Genomic DNA, 19,347 nt, shown 5'->3' on the forward strand with positions numbered 1-19,347 from the left:
CCCGGTTACCGTGGGCGGCGTGAATGCCAAGACCAGAATGCGGATCGTGACCGGAACGCTCGTGGTGCTCTTCGTCGTGGTCGTCCTGGCCTCGGCCCTGGGCGGCCACTGAGCCCTCACCGGTCCCGGATCCGACCTCGATTCCGATTCCGATTCCGATCCTGATTCCGGCCTCGATACCGGTCCCGGTCCCGCGTCACCAGGCGAAGGCCTCCGGGGTGGGGCCCGGGCCCGGGAAGATCTCGTCCAGTGAGGCCAGCAGCTCGTCCCCGAGCTTCAGCTCGACGGCGCGCAGGGCCGAGGCGAGCTGGTCGGCCGTGCGCGGCCCGACGATGGGGCCCGTCACCCCCGGACGTGTCAGCAGCCAGGCGAGGGCGACCTCGCCTGGCTCCAGGCCGTGCTTGGCGACCAGCGTCTCGTACGCCTCGATCTGGTCGCGCACCGCGGACTTCTTCAGCGCGTCGGCCGAACGGCCCGAGACGCTGCGCCCCTGACCGCCCTCGCGGGACTTGCGCACCGCGCCGCCCAGCAGCCCGCCGTGCAGCGGCGACCAGGGAATGATGCCGAGACCGTAGCTCTGTGCCGCCGGGATGACCTCCATCTCGGCGCGGCGCTCGGCGAGGTTGTAGAGGCACTGCTCGCTGATGAGTCCGAGGGAGGAGCGGCGCGCCGCGGCCTCGTTGGCCTGGGCGATGTCCCAGCCGGCGTGGTTGCTGGACCCCACGTAGAGGATCTTGCCCTGCTGGACCAGCACGTCGATGGCCTGCCAGATCTCGTCCCAGGGCGTGTCGCGGTCGACGTGGTGGAACTGGTACAGGTCGATGTGATCGGTGCGCAGCCTGCGGAGGCTGGCGTCGACGGCACGGCGGATGTTGAGCGCCGAGAGCTTGTCGTGGCTGGGCCAGGGCGTCTCACCGGCCGCCATGTTGGCGTAGACCTTGGTGGCCAGGACGGTCTTGTCGCGGCGGCCGTTGCCCTGCGCGAACCAGCTCCCGAGGATCTCCTCGGTGCGGCCCTTGTTCTCGCCCCAGCCGTAGACGTTGGCGGTGTCGAAGAAGTTGACGCCCGCACCCTGCGCGGCGTCCATGATCGTGTGGCTGTCGGACTCGTCGGTCAGCGGCCCGAAGTTCATCGTGCCGAGAACGAGCCTGCTGACCTTGAGTCCCGTGCGTCCGACCTGTGTGTACTCCATTCCGTCACGCTAGACGCTTCGAGTGGGCTCCAGGCAAGGCCGCACGCCGCGCGATCAGCCGGCGGCGGTGCCGTCGGCGCCGTCCCCGGCAGGCTCTTCGGCGGTCTTCCGGGTGGTCTCCGGGGTTTCCCCATCGGCCTTCCCGTCCGCTTCCCCGGCGTGCGCCGAGGTACGGAACGTCCCTGCCACGGCGGCCTGGTGGGCCACTTCGGCCGCCTTGCGCGCCAGGTCGGCGTCGATGGGGCGGCGAGTGATCAGCAGCCGGTAGTAGAAGGGCGCGCTGAGCGCGGAGATGATCTCCCCCGTGTCCGTGTCCGGCGGCACCTCGCCCCGCTCGACGGCCCGCTCCACCAGGACCGAGACCACCTGGATCCGGTCCCCGAAGGCATCGCGCAGCATCCGGTCGGCGCGCGGATCGTTGAAGGCGGCGGCGACCATGCACTCGATGAGGCGACGGTTGCGGGGAGTGGAGTGGAAGGCGGCGATGTTTTCGGCCATGGAGTGCAGATCGCCGAACAGGCTGCCGGTGTCGGGGACGGGGATGGTCGTGCTCGTCCTGCTCAGCAGGTCGACGATCACGCCCTCGACGGTGCGCCATCTGCGTCTGATCGTCGCGGCGTGCACCCCCGAGCGGCGGGCGAGGCCCTCGATGGTGAGCGCGGCGAAATCATCGGTGTCGAGCTCGTCCAGGACCGCCGCCAGCACGGCGGCACGCGTACGGGCGGTGCGCCCGCCGGGCCGGGTGGCTCCGTGGGGCTTGGGCGTCGACTCCCGCGTGGGTGGCTCAGTCATGGGCTCCGCGTTGCATAGAAGCGTGCGTTCCGGTTATTCTCTCACCAGTTAGTGCGCGAAAACGTGCATTAGTCGGGGGATGGTGAACGCCCTGTGTGTGGCCGGGAACGGTTGTGCACAGGGCGTTCGCGGTTTTCGTGTACGCCAGTGTGGCTGAATCTCGTGTTCCGCAGGTGGCCCGGGCACCGATCCGGCGCAAATGATGCGGCATGTGACGCGATCCTCCATGCTCGCGGAGGGTACTCCCGGTACCCGGGGCGGCACCCGAGCGCTGGAGGTCCGCATGGAGCACGAGATGCGTGCGGAATATGAAGAGGGCGTCTCTCCCGGCGATCCCGACGCCAGGGTCAAGGTCTGGCACATGGTGCGGAACGCGAGCGCGCAGGCGATGTGCGGGCGCCCGCTGGACCCCGGCGCCGCCACCCAGCCGGCGGAGGCCTGGGGCACCCCGCGCGGTGAGCCGTTCTGCCACAGCTGCGGCGCCCTCTACCTGCGCGAGGGCCCCTGAACGGGCGGCGCGGCGAGCTCCGGTTCGCGGGATCCGTCCCACGGCGTCGCGGCGAGCTCCGGTTCGCGGGGTGCGCCCTGCGGCTCGTACGGGCCGCCCACCGCCCACGCCTGGTGCAGCGCCCCGGCGAAGGCCGCGGCGATGCGGTGCTCGCCGCGGACCGAGGGATGGGTGCCGTCATAGGTGTCCCGCTCCACCGACCAGCCCTCCGGTGCCGAGGCCGGCAGCAGCGGTGACAGGGGCTCCGACAGCTCGGCGACGGCCTTGCCCAGCAGCGTGTTGAAGTGTGCGCACTCGGCCGCGAAGGCCGCGTCGTGCACCGCCCGCACATTGGGGATGACCGGCAGCAGGACGCCGCGCACCCGGGGGTTCGCGGCGCGGGCCGCTGCCCAGAAGCGCTCCACGTTCCGCGCGGTCTGCGCCGCGTCGGTGTAGAAGCCGAGGTCTATCAGGCCGAGCGAGACCAGCAGGGTGTCCGCCTCGCAGGCGGCGACCGCCTCGCCGATGACCGGGGCCATGTGCAGCCATCCCTCGCCCCAGCCCGCCAGATGACCCCGCGCGGAGGCGGGGAAGGCGGGATCGGCGTACGCCTGCGATCCCTCGTGCAGCGCGGTGCGCGGGCCGACGACGCGCGCGGTGCCGGGAGGCAGGGTGCGGCCCAGGTGCTGCCACATCCGGTAGCGCCAGGTGTGGTCGCCGGCGGCACCGATCGTCATCGAGTCGCCGACGAAGAGGATGCGCATCCGCACATCCTGGGGGATCGTGCGCTGAGCTGCACCGTGATGCTGGACACTTGGTGCCATGTCTGTGCGTACGCGTGCTGTGGGGATACGAGTGGGATGCGGTGTGGCGGCGGTGGCGGGGCTGGTGCTGACACCAAGTGCCGCGCCCGGGGCGGTCGCCGCCCCGGCTCCGGCGGCCGTCTCCGCCGCTTCTGCGGCGTCCGCCGTCCCCGCTTCGGACGGGGACGGGCCGCAGGGCTTCACCTTTCGCGACTCCCGGATCACCGAGTCCAGCGGCCTGGCCGCGAGCCGTACGCACAAGGGCGTCTACTGGACGCACAACGACTCCGACGACGGCCCGTACGTCTACGCCGTCGACGGGCGCACGGGCAAGACCGTCGCCACCGTCACCCTGCGCGGCATCAACCCGCGTGATGTGGAGGCGATTTCGGTGGGCCCGGACGGTGACGTGTACGTCGGTGACATCGGGGACAACCTCGGCGGCACCTGGCCCAACGTGTGGATCTACCGCTTCCACGAGCCGAAGCGGCTCGGCGACACCACGGTGACCCCCACCCGCTACACCGTCCGCTACGCGGGCGGGGCGCGCGACGCGGAGTCGCTGATGGTGCACCCGAAGACGGGGCGGGTCTACATCGCCAGCAAGAACGGCGAGGGCAAGGGCGGCCTCTACGCCGGGCCCGAGCGGCTGACGGCGCAGGGCGTCAACACCTTCTCGCGCGTCGCGAAGATCGACCTCCAGGCGACCGACGGGGCCTTCTCGCCGGACGGGAAGCGGCTGGTGCTGCGCGCCTACTTCGGTGCGACGGCCTACCGCTGGGAGGGGAAGGGCGTGAGCGGCGGCGTCTCCCGTATCGGGACCGTGCCCCTGCCGATCCAACGGCAGGGCGAGGCCGTCACCTTCGCCCCCGACGGGCGCACGCTGATGTACGGCTCCGAGGGCGCGCGCAGCGAGGTGGAGCCGGTCCGTCTGTCCGGCGACGCGGTTCCCCCGTCCGCCGAGGACGGCTCTGGCGGGAGCGGCGACGACGGGAAGGGCGGGGGCGCCGGAGACTCGGCGGGCGAGGACGGCCTCTTCGGCGCCGACCGGCCCATGGTGTGGGCCGGGGCCACCTTCGCCGGCGCGCTCGTGCTGTGGCTGGGGCTCAGGCGCGTCTTCCGCCGCCGCGATTGATTGTGCCGTCGCGGTTGGTTCGGTTGCCGGGGCTGGTTCGGCTACCCGGGGCTGATGCCCCGACCGGGGCTGGTTCGGCTGCTTGCGGCTGATGCCGCCGCGGTTGGGTCTGTCCGGCGGTTTCTGTTGTCCTCTTTCCTGGTGCTGCGCAGGGGCTGCCCTGCCGGTGCGTTGCAGAGTGCGGGCGCCTGGTGGCTGGTCGGGCCCGCGCGGCGGAGCCGCATATGACACAGCCCCGCGCCCCTTTGGGGCTCGCCCTGGTGCAGGGCACGCATGATCAGCCGGAGACGGTCCGGGGACTTCAGGCCGCGCGGCGAGCGATGAGCTGTTCGAAGCCGTCCAGGAGCGCCTTGACGCCGAAGCGCATGGAGTCGACCGCTTCGGCGGAGAACGCGTCGTCGTCCAGCGCGGACAGTGCGGGGAAGGCCCCCTCGGTGATCGCCTGGATCATGTACGGCTCCTGGGTGCGCCAGAACTCCTCGTCGCTCACTCCCGACTGCTGCGCGGCGAGCTGGTACAGCACATGGGAGCGGGCCGCTCCCATGACGAGGCTGTCGAGCGCGATGAGCACGCCCATCTTCTCCTGGCCGTTGAGCGGCAGCCCCTCCATGGCCTCCAGGGTGACGTCGAGGCCCGCCATGGTGTGCGGGCCGAGCACGGGGCGGGCCTGGTTGATCTGGAGCAGCCACGTGCTGGTCGTGTAGAGCTTCCAGGAGCCCTCGGCGACCATCTCCAGCGCGGGGCGCCACTCCTTGCCGCGCAGGTCCGCCAGCCCTTCGGAGGGCCCGTTCACGTGGTCCACCATCAAGGCGATCAGCTCGTCCTTGCCGGGCACGTAGCGGTACAGGGACATCGTCCCGACGCCGAGTTCGGCGGCGACGGTGCGCATGGAGAGCGCGGAGAGCCCGTCGCGGTCGGCGAGCCGGACGGCGGTGCGCACGATCTTCTCCAGAGTCAGCGCGGGCTTGGGGCCGCGCGCCGGGCGGCTCTTGCCGGTTCTGCCCCACAGCAGGTCGAGGCTGCGGAGGAGCCGGGGGAGGCCCTCGTCTTCGCTGTGCTCGGTGGTCATGGTGCCCGCCATCCTAAGTAATCCCGGTTGCCGGTTAATCCCTTGCGAGCATCTGCGTAGGCTGTACGCTTTTCTTGTTGGGTACAGCGTACTCAATTCATGGGCGGCGGAAAGACCGCCCGGACACAAGGGGAGGAAACGCGTGGCAGCACGCTCATCGACCTCGTCGGAGCACTCGGTCCTCGCCGAGGAGCTTCGCAAGACCTACGGGGACAAACGGGCCCTGGACGGCTTCGACCTCGCGGTGCCGCGCGGCACCGTCTACGGCCTGCTCGGTCCCAACGGCGCGGGCAAGACCACCGCCGTGCGCATCCTGGCCTCCCTCGTGCGGCTCGACAGCGGCCGGGCGACTGTCGGGGGACACGACGTGACCCGCGAACCCCGCGCGGTGCGCCGCAGGATCGGACTCACCGGACAGCACGTGGCCGTCGACGAGATCATCACAGCGCGGCAGAACCTGGAGATGTTCGGCCGCCTCTTCCACCTCGGTGCGGCGCGCGCCCGGCAGCGGGCGACCGAACTCCTCGACCAGTTCGGGCTGACGGAGGCGGCGGACCTCCAGCCGAAGGGCTTCAGCGGCGGTATGCGCCGGAGGCTCGATCTGGCCTCCAGCATGATCCTCGCCCCCGAGGTGCTGTTCCTGGACGAGCCGACCACCGGCCTGGACCCGCGCGGCAGGAGCGAGGTGTGGGAGGCCGTGCGCGGCCTCACGGCGGAGGGCACGACGGTGGTGCTCACCACCCACTACCTGGACGAGGCCGACAAGCTCTCCGACCGCATAGCCGTGATCGACCAGGGCCGCAACGTCACCGAGGACACCCCGGCCGGGCTCAAGCGGGCGATCGGCGGGGACCGCATCGAGGTGGTCGTCGCCGAGGCGCGAGACATACCCGCCGTCTCAGAAGCCGTCGCGCAGGTCGCCTCCGGCGGCGCGGCACCGGAGACCGACAGCGCGGAACTGCGGGTCCACGCGCCCGTCGCCGAGGGCGTCCCGGCACTGACCCGGGTGGCGCGCGACCTCCAGGACGAGGGCATCGCGGTGGAGGACATCGGATTGCGCCGCCCCACCCTGGACGAGGTCTTCTTGACCCTCACCGGCGGCCGGGCCCACGCGACGGAGAAGGAAGGAACCCTCGTATGAGCGTCATGGACCGTGCGAGCGTCACGCACGCCCCCGAGCGGCGGCTGTACTGGGCGGTGGCCGACTGCTGGACGATCGTCCGCCGCGACCTGACCCACCTGGTCAAACAGCCCTCGCTGATCGCCTGGCAGCTCGGCTTCCCGATCGTGTCCGTGCTGCTGTTCGTCTACGTCTTCGGCAGCGCCATGGACGTCGGAAAGGGCGTGGACTACAAGGACTACGCCATGCCCGGCATGTTCGCGATGACCATGGCCTTCGGCTTCATGAACACCGCGATGGCCGTCGTCGTGGACAAGGAGCGCGGGGTCACCGACCGCTTCCGCTCCATGCCGATGTCGCCCTCGGCGGTGGTCACCGGGCGCGGCGTCTCCGACGTGCTGCACGCCGCGCTCGACCTGGTGGTGCTGGCCGTCATCGCGCTCGTGGTGGGCTGGCGTTCGGACGGCAGCCTGCCGGCCACGCTGTACGCGTTCGCGCTGCTGCTCCTGCTGCGGTTCGCGCTGATATGGATCGGGGTGCTGCTGGGGCTGATGGCGCCGAACCAGGAAGCGGCGGGCAACCTGTTCGCCGTCGCCTTTCCCTTCGGGATGGTCTCCAGCGTCTTCACTCCGCCGTCCGCCATGCCGGACTGGCTCGGGGCCATCGCGATGTGGAACCCCGTCTCCTCGACGGCCAACGCGGTGCGCGACCTGTACGGCAATCCGCTCCCTTCGGGAGGCAGCTGGATCGAGGAGCATGCCGCGTTGATGGCGGTGGTGTGGCCTGTGGTGCTCACGGCTGTGTTCCTGCCGCTCGCGGTCCACCGCTTTCAGCGGCTGAGTCGCTGAGCCTGCGGGGGCTCCGCCCCCGCACCCCCGGTCCTCAATCGCCGGACGGGCTCAATTTGAGCCCGTCCGGCGGTTGAGGACGAGCGCTCCCCCAGCCTCCGGCCGGGAGGTGCCCCCAGCGCGATTCTTTGGCGAGGGCACAAGCGAAGCTAAAGCCGCTCGATCACCCAGTCGACGCAAGTCGTCAGCGCCTCGACGTCCGCCGGCTCGACCGCCGGGAACATCGCGACCCGCAGCTGGTTGCGGCCGAGCTTGCGGTAGGGCTCGGTGTCCACGACACCGTTGGCCCGCAGCACCTTGGCCACCGCAGCCGCGTCCACCTCGTCGGAGAAGTCGATCGTTCCGACGACCTGCGACCGCTGCGCCGGGTCGGAGACGAACGGCGAGGCGTGCCCCGATGCCTCGGCCCACCCGTAGAGCCGGGAGGAGGAGTCCGCCGTCCGCTTGACGGCCCAGTCGAGCCCGCCCCGCCCGTTGAGCCACTCCAGCTGGTCGTTCAGGAGGAAGAGCGTGGCCAGCGCGGGGGTGTTGTACGTCTGGTTCTTGCGGGAGTTGTCGATCGCCGTGTTGAGGTCGAAGAACGCCGGGATGTGGCGGTCGGAGGCGGCGATGCGCTCGGCGCGCTCGATGGCCGCGGGGGAGAAGACCGCGATCCACAGGCCGCCGTCGGCCGCGAAGGACTTCTGCGGCGCGAAGTAGTAGACGTCCGTCTCGGCGATGTCCACCGGCAGACCGCCGGCGCCCGAGGTGGCGTCGACCAGTACGAGTGCGCCGTCGTCCCCGCCGGGCACGCGCCGCAGGGGCATCGCGACACCGGTGGAGGTCTCGTTGTGGGTCAGCGCGTAGACGTCGATGCCCTGCTCGCCGCGCGCCTCGGGGTGGGTGCCCGGGTCGCTCTGGATGACGCTGGGCTCGCCCAGCCAGGGCGCCTGCTTGGCGGCCTTCGCGAACTTCGAGGAGAACTCGCCGAACGACAGGTGCTGGGACCTGTCGCTGATGAGGCCGTGCGTCGCCACGTCCCAGAAGGCGGTGGAGCCGCCGTTTCCGAGCACGACCTCGTAGCCCTCGGGCAGCGAGAAGAGGTCGCGCACCCCTTCGCGCACCTTTCCGACCAGGCCCTTGACGGGTGCCTGGCGGTGGGAGGTGCCCATCAGGGAGGTGCCGGTCGCGGCCAGGGCGCTGAGCGCCTCGGGACGCACCTTGCTGGGGCCCGAGCCGAAGCGACCGTCGGCGGGCTTGATGTCAGCGGGAATCTGGAGATCAGCCACATGCCCACACTAGTGCCCGGGAGCTTGTGCGGTACCGGAGAGTCCAGCGCATGAGATAGGACGACGAAAACGGAGCCGCCCGGACAGGCGGCCCCGGCATAGGCTGAGGCCATGAGCGGCCCGAGACCGGGAGCCAGGCCCGGACCCGACGACGTGCGGCGCATCGCCCTCTCCCTGCCGGAGACCACGGAGGTCGAGGCGTGGGCGATGCCGACGTTCCGCGTCGCGGGAAAGATGTTCATCACGATGCCCGACGACGAGTCCTCCTTCGCCGTGCGCTGCCCCCGTCTGGAGCGGGGCGAGCTGATCGCGGCCGAGCCGGAGAAGTTCTGGGTGCCGCCCCACGAGGCCGGCTCGAACTGGGTACGCGCCCGCCTCGCGGCCCTGGAGGACATGACCGAGCTGCGCGACATCCTCGTCGACTCCTGGCAACAGGCCGCCCCGTCACGGCTGTTGGAGACCTTCACGGCGCCGGGGCCGCACGCGGGCTGAGCGCGCCGCCCGAAGCGTCCCGCTGCGGCGTTGCCGGGGGAGTGACGGGCAACACAGTCACCGAGATCGTTCCAGGGGCAGCGGCGACCGGGCATCAACGGGCACGCTGATGCCCATGGCAGACGCACGGAATCTGGAACGGGCACTGCGAGCGGCGGTGCGTGGCGGCGAGGTGGAGTTCGGAGCCCAGGACAGAGCGCTGATGACGATGGACGCGTCGAATTACCGGCGCGTTCCGCTGGGAGTCGTGGCGCCCAGGGATGACGACGATGTGGCGGCGGCGCTGGCCGTCTGCCGTGAGCAGGGCGTTCCCGTGGTGGCGCGGGGGGCGGGGACGTCCATCGCGGGGCAGGCCACCGGGGTCGGGGTCGTCCTGGATTTCACCCGCCATATGCGCACCATCGAGCAGCTCGATCCGGATGCCCGCACCGCGGTGGTGCGCCCCGGCGTGATCCTGGACGACCTGCGCGGCGCCGCGGGCGCCTTCGGACTCACCTTCGGGCCCGACCCCTCCACCCACAGCAGGTGCACGCTCGGCGGGATGATCGGCAACAACTCCTGCGGCTCGCACTCGGTGGCCTGGGGCACCACCGCGGACAACGTCCACGAGCTGGAGGTCCTCACCTACGCGGGCGAGCGGGCCCGGCTCGGGCGGGGCGGAGAGGGCGTTCCGGAGCGGCTCAGGGCGGGTGTCTCCTCACTCGTTCAGGGCGAACTGGCCCGGCTGCGCACCGGATTCCCCGAGCTGCCGCGCCGTATCTCCGGATACGCGCTCGATGAGCTGCTGCCCGAGAAGGGCGAGGACTGGGCGCGCGCCTTCACCGGCAGCGAGGGCACCCTGGGCGTGCTGACGCGCGCCACGGTCAAGCTGGTCCCGACGCCTGGCGCCCGCGTCCTGGCCGTCCTGGGCTACGCGGACGAGAGCGCGGCGGCCGAGGCTGCCGCCGGGCTGCTCCAGCACCAGCCGCTGACCGTCGAGGGCATGGCGAACGACCTGGTCAGCGACGCGTCGCGGGCCTCACTGCCCAGGGGCGGCGCGTGGCTGTTCGTGGAGGTCGGCGGGGACGACGCGGCCCACGCGAAGGCCAACGCCGAGGCGCTGTGCGCCGCCGCACGCGAGGGCACGACGGCCCACGCGCTGGTCACCGACCCGGCCGGGCAGCGCTCCTTGTGGCGGGTGCGCGAGGACGCCTCGGGCACGGCGACCCGGATGCCGGACGGCAGCGAGGCGTGGCCCGGCTGGGAGGACTGCGCGGTGCCGCCGGCGCGGCTGGGCGCGTATCTGCGTGACTTCCGCAAGCTGCTGGGCGAGTACGGGCTGCGCGGGCTGCCCTACGGGCACTTCGGCGACGGCTGCATCCATGTGCGCATCGACTTCGACCTGCTGGGCCAGGCGGGTATCGCGAAGTTCCGCGACTTCTCCACGGCGCTGGCGGACACCGTCGTCGCGCACGGCGGCTCGCTCTCCGGTGAGCACGGCGACGGCCAGGCCAGGGCCGAGCTGCTGCCCCGGATGTACGGCGAGGAGATGGTCGGGCTCTTCGGCCGGTTCAAGGACCTGTGGGACCCGGCGGGCGGCCTCAACCCGGGCATGCTGGTGCGCCCGGACCCGCTGGACGCCAATCTGCGCTTCGCGCCGCTGCCGCGCAATCCGGTGGACGTGGAGTTCGGATACCCGCACGACGGGGGCGACTTCTCCGCAGCCGTCCGCCGCTGCGTGGGCGTCGCCAAGTGCCGCAACGAGACGGCGTCGGGCGCGAGCGTGATGTGCCCGTCCTTCCGCGCGACGGGCGAGGAGAAGCACTCCACGCGCGGCCGGGCCCGGCTGCTGCACGAGATGCTCGCGGGCGAGGTCGTCACCGACGGCTGGCAGTCCGAGGAGGTGCACGACGCGCTCGACCTGTGCCTGTCGTGCAAGGGGTGCAAGAGCGACTGCCCGGTCGGGGTGGACATGGCCACCTACAAGGCCGAGTTCTTGCACCACTATCACAAGGGCGACGACAAGACGGGCACTCCGGGCAAGCGACGCCCGATGGCGCACTACTCGATGGGGTGGCTCCCGCTGTGGCTGCGGCTGGCCGCGACCTCGCGCACGGTGCCGCTGCTCAACGCCGGAGCGCGCGTCCCGCCCCTCGCCGCGCTCGCCAAGCGCCTGGGCGGCCTCGCCCCCGAGCGGGACATCCCCGCGCTGCCCCGTACGCCCTTCACCCACTGGTGGCGCAAGCAGCCGGGCAGGGCGGAGGCGGGTGGCAAGCCGGTGGTGCTGTGGCCGGACACCTTCACCAACTACCTCTCCCCGGAGGCCGGTTCGGCGGCCGTGCGGGTCTTCCAGGACGCCGGGCTGCGGCCCGTCGTACCGCCGAAGCAGGTGTGCTGCGGGCTGACCTACGTCTCCACCGGCCAGCTGGACAAGGCGCGCGCGGTGATGCGCCGCACCCTCGACCGGATCGAGCCCGCGCTGGACGCGGGCCTGCCCGTCGCCGTGCTGGAGCCGCCGTGCGCCGCGGCACTCCAGACGGACGTCCCCGAGCTGCTGAGCGACGATCCGCGCGCCAAGCGGCTCGCGAAGGCGGTGCGGACCTTCGCCCAGACGCTGGAGGAGCACGCGCCCGACTGGGAGCCGCCACGGGTCGACCGGCCGGTGGCCGGCCAGACCCACTGCCATCAGCACGCCGTCATCGGCGAGGCGGCCGACAAGCGGCTGCGCGAGCGCGCCGGGCTGACCGGCGAGCTCAGTGGTGGCTGCTGCGGTCTGGCGGGCAACTTCGGCTTCGAGAAGGGCCATTACGAGGTCTCCGCCGCCTGCGCCGACGACCAGCTCCTGCCCGCACTGCGGGAGGCGGCCCCCGGCACGGAGATCCTCGCGGACGGCTACTCGTGCCGCACCCAGATGGACCAGCTCGGCGGCTATTCCAGCCGCCACCTCGCGGAGGTGCTGGCGGAACACCTCCCGCGGCGTTAGGCGGCGTCAGGCGGGATCCGCAGGGAGGACGAGGGGCCCTTCGAGTACGGCGTCGCCCAAGACCGCGGCGCCTTCGAAGGGTTCCTCGCCTTGCCCGGCGGGGCGGATCGCGGTCCATCACAGGGAATCGCAGGCCTGTGCGCTTGCCCTCGGCGCTGGTCGGTGCTGGTCGGTGCTCGTTGGTCTAGTTGGTCTCGTTGGTGCTCTTTGGCCGGAGTGCCGTTCCGAACGACCTTGACGGCCTTGATGACTACGAGGACGAGGACGCTCCTCAGGGCGATCCCCGACAAGGGGAAGGCCGGGCTTCCGCCGGAGCCGTCGTGTGTTCGTTACCTCCCGTCGTGACAGTGCTGCCTTCCGGCCCCGCCCGGCCTCATCCCGCCCGGCTCCGCGGCCGAGGGCCCGAGTGCGGCGCCGGCGTTCGCCGCCGAGGGGAGACGCGCACCGGAACGCGCATGGGAAAAGCAATGCAAGCACGCTTGCTTGTTTTTTGCGCGGCTGCCACTCTCTGTGCCACGTACGGCCGTTGAGGGCGCGCTCGCGTGCCTGTCCGAGGGTGGGCTCGCGTGCCTGCCGACGGCCGACACCACACGAGGAAGGCGCTGCCCGTGGCCGGAGCCGATGCCGTGCGCGCTGCCGCGCTCGACGAACTGCTGGAAGACCTGCGGGCCGAGGGTGAGGACCTGGACCGTCTGGTCGCGGATCTGCCGCCCGCGCGCTGGGCCACCGCCACCCCCGCACCCGGCTGGACCGTCGCGCACCAGATCGCCCACCTGGCGTGGACCGACCGGCGCGCGCTGCTCGCCGCCACGGACGCCACGGCCTTCGGCAGGGAGGCCGAGGAACTGCTGGCGCGCTCCGGAGCGGCCGGCTTCGTCGACGAAGGCGCCGAGGACGGCGCCCGGCGGCCCGTGCCGGAGCTGCTGAACCACTGGCGCACCGGCCGCGCCGACCTGCTCACCGTGCTCGCGGCCCAGCCCTCCGGCGCCCGGATGCCCTGGTACGGGCTGCCCATGAGCGCACCCGGCATGGCCACCGCGCGCGTCATGGAGCTGTGGGCGCACGGTACGGACGTCGCCGACGCGCTCGGGGTGCGCCGTGCGCCGACCGCACGGCTGCGGCACGTCGTACGGATCGGCGTGCGCGCCCGCGACTACGCCTACACCGTCCACGGCCTGGAGCCGCCCGCCGAGCCCTTCCGCGTCGAACTGACGGCTCCCGACGGCGAGATGTGGGTCCACGGTCCGCAGGACGCCGCCCAGCGTGTCACGGGGGACGCGCTCGACTTCTGTCTGCTGGCCACCCAGCGCCTGCACCGCGACGACGCGCGGGTGCGCGCCGAGGGACCGGATGCCGAGCGGTGGCTGTCCCTCGCGCAGGCGTTCGCGGGCCCGCCGGGTGCGGGGCGGGCCCCGGCCGGGGCGGGTGAGGGGGAGGGGGAGGGCGCGTGACGGGGCCGGGGGCGGAGGCGGGGTCAGGGGCTGAGCCGGAGTACGGACCGGGGGCTGGGGGCGGGCCGGGGGCGGAGGCCGGGGCGGCCAGGACGGGTTTCGCTGCGGCATCCGGTGGTGTGCTGCGGGTCGGCAACGCCTCGGGCTTCTACGGGGACCGGTTCTCGGCGCTGTCCGAGATGCTCACCGGAGGCCCCCTGGACGTGCTGACGGGGGACTATCTCGCCGAGCTGACCATGCTGATCCTCGGCAGGGACCGGATGAAGGACCCTTCGCGCGGTTACGCGAAGACCTTTCTGCGGCAGCTGGAGGAGGGGCTCGGCCTCGCCCAGGAGCGCGGCGTCGCCCTCGTCACCAACGCGGGAGGGCTCAACCCGGCCGGGCTCGCGGACGCGGTACGGGAGTTGAGCGCGCGCGTCGGGGTGCCCGCGCGGGTCGCCCATGTCGAGGGCGACGACCTGCTGCGGCAGGGACCGGACGGGCGCTGGGGCGAGGGCGTGCTCACCGCCAACGCCTACCTGGGCGGCGCCGGAATCGCCGCGTGCCTGCGGGCCGGGGCCGATGTCGTCGTCACCGGGCGCGTCGCCGACGCGGCACTCGTCAGCGGCGCGGCGGCGGCCCGCTTCGGCTGGGCCGACGACGACTGGGACCGGCTCGCGGGAGCCGTCGTCGCCGGGCACGTACTGGAGTGCGGGGCGCAGGCCACCGGCGGCAACTACGCCTTCTTCGTGGACGAGGGCCTCGATGTGCGGCGGCCCGGCTTCCCGCTGGCCGAGATCCACGACGACGGTTCGTCCGTCATCACCAAGCACCCGGGGACGGGCGGCGCCGTGACGGTCGGCACGGTGACGGCCCAGCTCCTCTACGAGACCGGCGGCCCCCGCTACCTGGGCCCCGATGTGACCGCCCGCCTGGATTCCGTGCGGCTCACCCAGGCGGGCCCCGACCGTGTCCGCGTCGACGGCGTCCGGGGCGAGCCCCGCCCCGACACCCTGAAGGTCGGTCTCACCCGGATCGGCGGCTTCCGCAACGAGGTCACCTTCGTCCTCACCGGCCTCGACATCGAGGCCAAGGCGGCGCTGGTGCGCGGCCAGATGGAGGTCGCGCTGACCGATCCTCGTCCCCGTGAAGTCCGTTGGACCCTCGCCCGGACGGATCACGTGGACGCGGGTGTCCAGGAGGAGGCGAGTGCGCTGCTGCGGCTTGTCGTCCGCGACGCGGAGGAGGCGGTGGTCGGCCGCGCTGTCTCGGGCCCCGCGATCGAGCTGGCGCTCGCCGGCGTTCCCGGCTTCCATGTGACGGCTCCGCCGTCGCGGGGGGCGCCGTACGGGGTGTTCGAGGCGGCGTACGTCGACGCGGCGACGGTCCCGCATGTTGCCGTGCTGCCGGATGGGGCGCGGGCGGATGTTTCTTTCCCCGGCCCCTCCCCCAGCCTTCGGACGGGGGGACCCCCACCGTCCCGAGACCCCTCAGCCCGTCCGGCCATTGAGGAGGAGCGGAGCGGCACAGGGGGTTCGCGGGGCGCTCTCCGCGAGAAACGGGAACGCGAGAAACGGGAACGCGAGAAACGGGAAGGGGCGGGGCAGGGGCGGGCCCACACCCGCCGCGCCCCCCTCGGCGGAGTCCTCGGCGCGCGCAGCGGCGACAAGGGCGGGGACGCCAACATCGGTGTATGGGCGCGCGGCGCGGACGACCAAATCTGGCGGTGGATGGCCGCGGAGCTGACGGCGGAGCGGCTCCGCGAACTGCTGCCGGAGGCGGCTGCGCTGCCGATCGCGCGGTATGAGCTGCCGAACCTCAAAGCCCTCAACTTCGTGATCGAGGGCCTGCTCGGCGACGGCGTCGCCGCCGCGCACCGCTTCGACCCGCAGGCCAAAGCGCTGGGCGAGTGGCTGCGCTCCCGGCACCTGGAGATACCGGAGGAACTGCTGACGTGACAGGTCCATTGGCACGGGTCAGATCCGCGCTCGACACCGCGAGCGCCGACTACGCGGCGAACCGCGACACCATGCTCGGCCGGCTCGCCGAGCTGGAAGCCGAGCAGGCGAAGGCGCTCGCGGGCGGCGGGGAGAAGTACGTCGGGCGGCACCGTGAGCGCGGCAAGCTGCTGGCGCGCGAGCGCGTCGAGCTGCTGCTCGATCCGGACACGCCCTTCCTCGAGCTGTCGGCGCTCGCCGCGTGGGGCAGCGACTACACGACGGGTGCCTCGCTGGTGGCGGGGATCGGCGTCGTGGCGGGCGTCGAGTGCCTGATCACCGCGAACGACCCGACCGTGCGGGGCGGCGCCAGCAACCCGTGGACGCTCAAGAAGGCGCTGCGTGCCAACGAGATCGCGTACGCCAACAGGCTGCCGTACATCAGTCTGGTGGAGTCGGGCGGCGCCGATCTGCCGAGTCAGAAGGAGATCTTCATCCCGGGCGGTGCCCTGTTCCGGGACATCACCCGGCTCTCGGAGGCGGGCATTCCGACCGTGGCGGTCGTCTTCGGCAACTCCACGGCGGGCGGCGCCTACATCCCCGGCATGTCGGACCACGTGATCATGGTCAAGGAGCGCGCGAAGGTCTTCCTCGGCGGGCCGCCGCTGGTCAAGATGGCGACCGGCGAGGAGGCCGACGACGAGGAGCTGGGCGGCGCCGACATGCACGCGCGTACCTCCGGGCTCGCCGACCACTTCGCGCTGGACGAGCCGGACGCGCTGCGCCGGGCCCGCCGTGTGGTCGCCCGCCTCAACTGGCGCAAGGCGCACCCGGATCCGGACCCGCGCACGGTGGAGGAGCCGCTGTACGACGCGGAGGAGCTGCTCGGCATCGTCCCGGGCGACCTGAAGGTGCCCTTCGACCCGCGCGAGGTGATCGCGCGGCTCGTGGACGGCTCGGCCTTCGACGAGTTCAAGCCGCTGTACGGAGCGAGCCTGGTGACCGGGTGGGCGCGGCTGCACGGGTATCCGGTCGGCATCCTCGCCAACGCGCAAGGGGTGCTCTTCAGCGAGGAGTCGCAGAAGGCCACGCAGTTCATCCAGCTTGCCAACCAGCGCGACATCCCGCTGCTCTTCCTGCACAACACGACCGGATACATGGTCGGCAAGGAGTACGAGCAAGGCGGCATCGTGAAGCACGGCTCGATGATGATCAACGCCGTCTCCAACTCGAAGGTCCCGCACCTGTCCGTGCTGTTGGGCGCGAGCTACGGGGCGGGCCACTACGGCATGTGCGGGCGCGCCTACGACCCGCGTTTCCTGTTCGCCTGGCCCAGCGCCAAGTCGGCCGTCATGGGCCCGCAGCAGCTCGCCGGAGTGCTCTCGATCGTGATGCGGGAGTCCGCGGCGGCCAAGGGCAAGCCGTTCGACGAGGAGGCGGACGCCGGGCTGCGCGCGATGGTCGAGCAGCAGATCGAGAGCGAGTCGCTGCCGATGTTCCTGTCCGGGCGGCTCTACGACGACGGCGTGATCGACCCGCGTGACACCCGCACGGTGCTGGGCGTGTGCCTGTCGGCCATCCACACCGCGCCGGTCGCCGGAGCCCGCGGCGGCTTCGGAATCTTCCGGATGTGAGCGGGGTGCGCGACGTGAGCGGGGCGCGCGACGTGACCGGATGCGCGACGTGACCGGATGGGCGACGTGACCGGATGCGCGACGTGACCGGATGGGCGACGTGACCGGGGTGGGCCGGATGAAGGAAGAAAAGGACACGGTGGAGCAGCGAATGATCACATCCGTACTGGTCGCCAACCGGGGAGAGATCGCGCGGCGCGTCTTCCGCACCTGCCGCGAGCTGGGCATCGCCACCGTCGCCGTCCACGCCGACCCGGATGCCGGGGCGCCGCACACCAGGGAGGCCGACGCCGCCGTACGGCTGCCGGGCAGCGCCCCGGCGGACACCTATCTGCGCGGCGACCTGATCGTGAAGGCGGCGCTGGCGGCCGGGGCCGACGCGGTGCACCCCGGCTACGGCTTCCTGTCCGAGAACGCCGGCTTCGCGCGCGCCGTGCGGGACGCGGGGCTGGTGTGGATCGGGCCGCCGCCCGCCGCGATCGAGGCCATGGCCTCCAAGACCGGCGCCAAGAAGCTGATGTCCGGTGCCGGGGTCCCCCTGCCGGCCCCCCTGGAGCCCGACGGCATCACGGCGGACGACCTGCCCGTACTGGTCAAGGCGGCGGCCGGGGGCGGCGGGCGCGGCATGCGCGTCGTCCGCGAACTCGCGGCCCTGGACGGCGAGATCGAGGCAGCCGGCGCGGAGGCCGCAGCCGCCTTCGGGGACGGCGAGGTCTTCGTCGAGCCGTACATCGAGCGGGGGCGGCACGTCGAGGTGCAGGTGCTGGCCGACGCCCACGGCCAGGTGTGGGCGCTGGGCACCCGCGACTGCTCGCTCCAGCGGCGCCACCAGAAGGTCATCGAGGAGGCGCCCGCACCCGGGCTGCCCGACGAGCTGCGCCGTACCCTCCAGGACGCGGCGGTCGCCGCCGCCCGCGCCGTCGCCTACGAGGGCGCCGGCACCGTCGAGTTCCTCCTCGCGGAGACGGGCCGCCCGTACTTCCTGGAGATGAACACCCGCCTTCAGGTGGAGCATCCGGTCACCGAGTTGGTGCACGACCTGGACCTGGTCGAATGGCAGCTCCGCATAGCGGAGGGCGAGCCCCTCCCGGCAAACGGCGCACCGGATGCCCGAGGACACGCCGTCGAGGCCCGGCTGTACGCCGAGGACCCCGCACACCAGTGGCGGCCCCGGACCGGCACACTGTGGCGGCTCGACGTCCCGGGCGAGGTCCGGGTCGACGCGGGCGTCGAGGACGGCAGCGAGATCGGCACGCACTACGACCCGATGCTCGCCAAGGTCATCGCCTGGGCGCCCACCCGCGCCACCGCTGTCCGCAAGCTCGCCCACGCGCTGGAACGGGCCCGCGTGCACGGCCCCGTCACCAACCGCGACCTGCTCGTCCGCTCCCTGCGCCACCCCGACTTCGTCGTCGGCCGCCTCGATACGGGCTTCTACGACCGCCACTTGAGCGCGCTGACCGCCCCGCCCGCAGGGGAGGGCGCCGCCCACGCGCTGCTGGCGGCGGCGCTGGCCGACGCGGTGCGGAGCGAGGGGGTGCGGGCCGGGTCGGCGCCCCGGCCCGCTGTCGCCAAGCGGGTCGGCGGGTGGCGCAATCTCGCCTCCCAGCCGCAGTGCCGGCGGTATGCCGACGAGGACGGTACCGAGCACGAGGTGCGCTACGTATGGGGCCGGGCCGGGCTCGCGCCCGCGCCGGGCACGTATCCCGGCGTCCGCGTCCTGGAGGCCGCGCCCTCGTCCGTCGTCCTCGAAGCCGACGGCGTACGACGGGAGTTGGCGGTGGCGCGGTACGGCGACCATGTTTTCGTCGGATCCGTGGGGCCGTACGCCTTCACCGCCCTTCCCCGCCTTCCCGAGCCGGAGGCGGCCACCGAGCCGGGGTCGTTGCTGGCCGCGATGCCGGGGACGGTCGTCCGGATCGCGGAAGGCCTGACGGAGGGCACCTCCGTCACCGCCGGGGAGCCGTTGCTGTGGCTGGAGGCGATGAAGATGGAGCACCGGGTGGTGGCTCCCGCGGACGGGGTGCTCAGCGCGTTGTCCGTTGGGGTCGGCCAGCAGGTTGATGTGGGCACGGTGCTCGCCGTTGTGACCGAGGAGTAGTTGTTCCCCAGCCCCACCCCCCGGCCGGGAGGCGCTTCCGGAGGGGCTGAATTCAGCCCCTCCGGCGATTGAGGAGC

15 protein-coding genes are annotated in these 19,347 nt (G+C 72.3%); 10 read left to right on the plus strand and 5 right to left on the minus strand.

From position 1 onward, the window contains the following. Positions 1–196: 196 nt before the first annotated feature. Together OHB04_RS23405 and OHB04_RS23410 are read right to left on the minus strand one after the other, a co-directional pair. Positions 197–1,192: an aldo/keto reductase gene (locus tag OHB04_RS23405; RefSeq protein WP_326689615.1), complete on the minus strand. Its 996-nt coding sequence runs from the start codon at positions 1,190–1,192 to the stop codon at positions 197–199. 54 nt (positions 1,193–1,246) lie between these two features. Next, complete coding sequence (locus OHB04_RS23410; protein WP_326689616.1) at positions 1,247–1,984, minus strand: TetR-like C-terminal domain-containing protein; 738 nt, start codon at positions 1,982–1,984, stop codon at positions 1,247–1,249. A 283-nt stretch (positions 1,985–2,267) separates the two neighbouring features. On the opposite strand from OHB04_RS23410, the gene OHB04_RS23415 reads away from it, so the two are divergent. Next, positions 2,268–2,492: a hypothetical protein gene (locus OHB04_RS23415; protein ID WP_326692858.1), complete on the plus strand. Its 225-nt coding sequence runs from the start codon at positions 2,268–2,270 to the stop codon at positions 2,490–2,492. On the opposite strand, the gene OHB04_RS23420 is transcribed toward OHB04_RS23415, so the two are convergent. Then, positions 2,471–3,235, minus strand: a complete 765-nt coding sequence (locus OHB04_RS23420; protein WP_326689617.1) for a GDSL-type esterase/lipase family protein — start codon at positions 3,233–3,235, stop codon at positions 2,471–2,473. The genes OHB04_RS23415 and OHB04_RS23420 overlap by 22 nt on opposite strands. Before the next feature lie 58 nt (positions 3,236–3,293). Between OHB04_RS23420 and OHB04_RS23425 the strand changes: the two genes are divergently transcribed. Continuing rightward, positions 3,294–4,409 carry a hypothetical protein gene (locus OHB04_RS23425; RefSeq protein ID WP_326808224.1) on the plus strand — a complete coding sequence of 372 codons (1,116 nt, stop codon included), beginning with the start codon at positions 3,294–3,296 and terminating at the stop codon, positions 4,407–4,409. A 301-nt stretch (positions 4,410–4,710) separates the two neighbouring features. On the opposite strand, the gene OHB04_RS23430 is transcribed toward OHB04_RS23425, so the two are convergent. Further along, a complete protein-coding gene (locus OHB04_RS23430) occupies positions 4,711–5,478 on the minus strand; it encodes a TetR/AcrR family transcriptional regulator (protein ID WP_326808225.1) in 768 nt (255 codons plus the stop codon). A gap of 142 nt (positions 5,479–5,620) precedes the next feature. On the opposite strand from OHB04_RS23430, the gene OHB04_RS23435 reads away from it, so the two are divergent. Both OHB04_RS23435 and OHB04_RS23440 read left to right on the plus strand, forming a co-directional pair. Then, positions 5,621–6,619: an ATP-binding cassette domain-containing protein gene (locus OHB04_RS23435; protein ID WP_326808226.1), complete on the plus strand. Its 999-nt coding sequence runs from the start codon at positions 5,621–5,623 to the stop codon at positions 6,617–6,619. Next, the gene (locus OHB04_RS23440) at positions 6,616–7,446 is read left to right on the plus strand and encodes an ABC transporter permease (RefSeq protein ID WP_326689621.1); all 831 of its coding nucleotides are present in this window, start codon (positions 6,616–6,618) and stop codon (positions 7,444–7,446) included. The genes OHB04_RS23435 and OHB04_RS23440 overlap by 4 nt, the downstream gene beginning before the upstream one ends. A gap of 149 nt (positions 7,447–7,595) precedes the next feature. Here OHB04_RS23440 and serC read toward each other — a convergent pair whose 3' ends face one another. Beyond that, positions 7,596–8,714, minus strand: coding sequence for a phosphoserine transaminase (gene serC / locus OHB04_RS23445; protein WP_326689622.1), 1,119 nt, complete (start codon positions 8,712–8,714; stop codon positions 7,596–7,598). A gap of 111 nt (positions 8,715–8,825) precedes the next feature. Between serC and OHB04_RS23450 the strand changes: the two genes are divergently transcribed. The 6 genes from OHB04_RS23450 (at position 8,826) to OHB04_RS23475 (ending at position 19,270) form a co-directional block, all read left to right on the plus strand. After that, the gene (locus tag OHB04_RS23450) at positions 8,826–9,206 is read left to right on the plus strand and encodes an MmcQ/YjbR family DNA-binding protein (protein ID WP_326689623.1); all 381 of its coding nucleotides are present in this window, start codon (positions 8,826–8,828) and stop codon (positions 9,204–9,206) included. 115 nt (positions 9,207–9,321) lie between these two features. Then, complete coding sequence (locus OHB04_RS23455) at positions 9,322–12,168, plus strand: FAD-binding and (Fe-S)-binding domain-containing protein (protein ID WP_326689624.1); 2,847 nt, start codon at positions 9,322–9,324, stop codon at positions 12,166–12,168. A gap of 608 nt (positions 12,169–12,776) precedes the next feature. After that, positions 12,777–13,619 (plus strand): TIGR03084 family metal-binding protein, encoded by an 843-nt coding sequence (locus OHB04_RS23460; RefSeq protein WP_326689625.1) that lies wholly within the window; start codon positions 12,777–12,779, stop codon positions 13,617–13,619. Between the two features lie 119 nt (positions 13,620–13,738). Further along, on the plus strand, positions 13,739–15,556 hold the full coding sequence (locus tag OHB04_RS23465; RefSeq protein ID WP_326809503.1) for an acyclic terpene utilization AtuA family protein: 1,818 nt from the start codon (positions 13,739–13,741) through the stop codon (positions 15,554–15,556). Positions 15,557–15,564: 8 nt separating this feature from the next. Beyond that, positions 15,565–17,169 carry an acyl-CoA carboxylase subunit beta gene (locus OHB04_RS23470; protein ID WP_326809504.1) on the plus strand — a complete coding sequence of 535 codons (1,605 nt, stop codon included), beginning with the start codon at positions 15,565–15,567 and terminating at the stop codon, positions 17,167–17,169. Positions 17,170–17,320: 151 nt separating this feature from the next. Beyond that, on the plus strand, positions 17,321–19,270 hold the full coding sequence (locus OHB04_RS23475; RefSeq protein ID WP_326808227.1) for an ATP-binding protein: 1,950 nt from the start codon (positions 17,321–17,323) through the stop codon (positions 19,268–19,270). Positions 19,271–19,347 lie beyond the last annotated feature (77 nt).

The sequence above is a fragment of the Streptomyces sp. NBC_01775 genome, assembly GCF_035917675.1.
Lineage (GTDB): Bacteria > Actinomycetota > Actinomycetes > Streptomycetales > Streptomycetaceae > Streptomyces.

Bases quoted from the DNA above. Each gene is read 5' to 3' on its own strand.
- OHB04_RS23405 (WP_326689615.1), bottom strand. From the start codon at position 1,192: ATGGAGTACACACAGGTCGGACGCACGGGACTCAAGGTCAGCAGGCTC.
- OHB04_RS23410 (WP_326689616.1), bottom strand. From the start codon at position 1,984: ATGACTGAGCCACCCACGCGGGAGTCGACGCCCAAGCCCCACGGAGCC.
- OHB04_RS23415 (WP_326692858.1), top strand. From the start codon at position 2,268: ATGGAGCACGAGATGCGTGCGGAATATGAAGAGGGCGTCTCTCCCGGC.
- OHB04_RS23420 (WP_326689617.1), bottom strand. From the start codon at position 3,235: ATGCGCATCCTCTTCGTCGGCGACTCGATGACGATCGGTGCCGCCGGC.
- OHB04_RS23425 (WP_326808224.1), top strand. From the start codon at position 3,294: ATGTCTGTGCGTACGCGTGCTGTGGGGATACGAGTGGGATGCGGTGTG.
- OHB04_RS23430 (WP_326808225.1), bottom strand. From the start codon at position 5,478: ATGACCACCGAGCACAGCGAAGACGAGGGCCTCCCCCGGCTCCTCCGC.
- OHB04_RS23440 (WP_326689621.1), top strand. From the start codon at position 6,616: ATGAGCGTCATGGACCGTGCGAGCGTCACGCACGCCCCCGAGCGGCGG.
- OHB04_RS23450 (WP_326689623.1), top strand. From the start codon at position 8,826: ATGAGCGGCCCGAGACCGGGAGCCAGGCCCGGACCCGACGACGTGCGG.
- OHB04_RS23455 (WP_326689624.1), top strand. From the start codon at position 9,322: ATGGCAGACGCACGGAATCTGGAACGGGCACTGCGAGCGGCGGTGCGT.
- OHB04_RS23475 (WP_326808227.1), top strand. From the start codon at position 17,321: ATGATCACATCCGTACTGGTCGCCAACCGGGGAGAGATCGCGCGGCGC.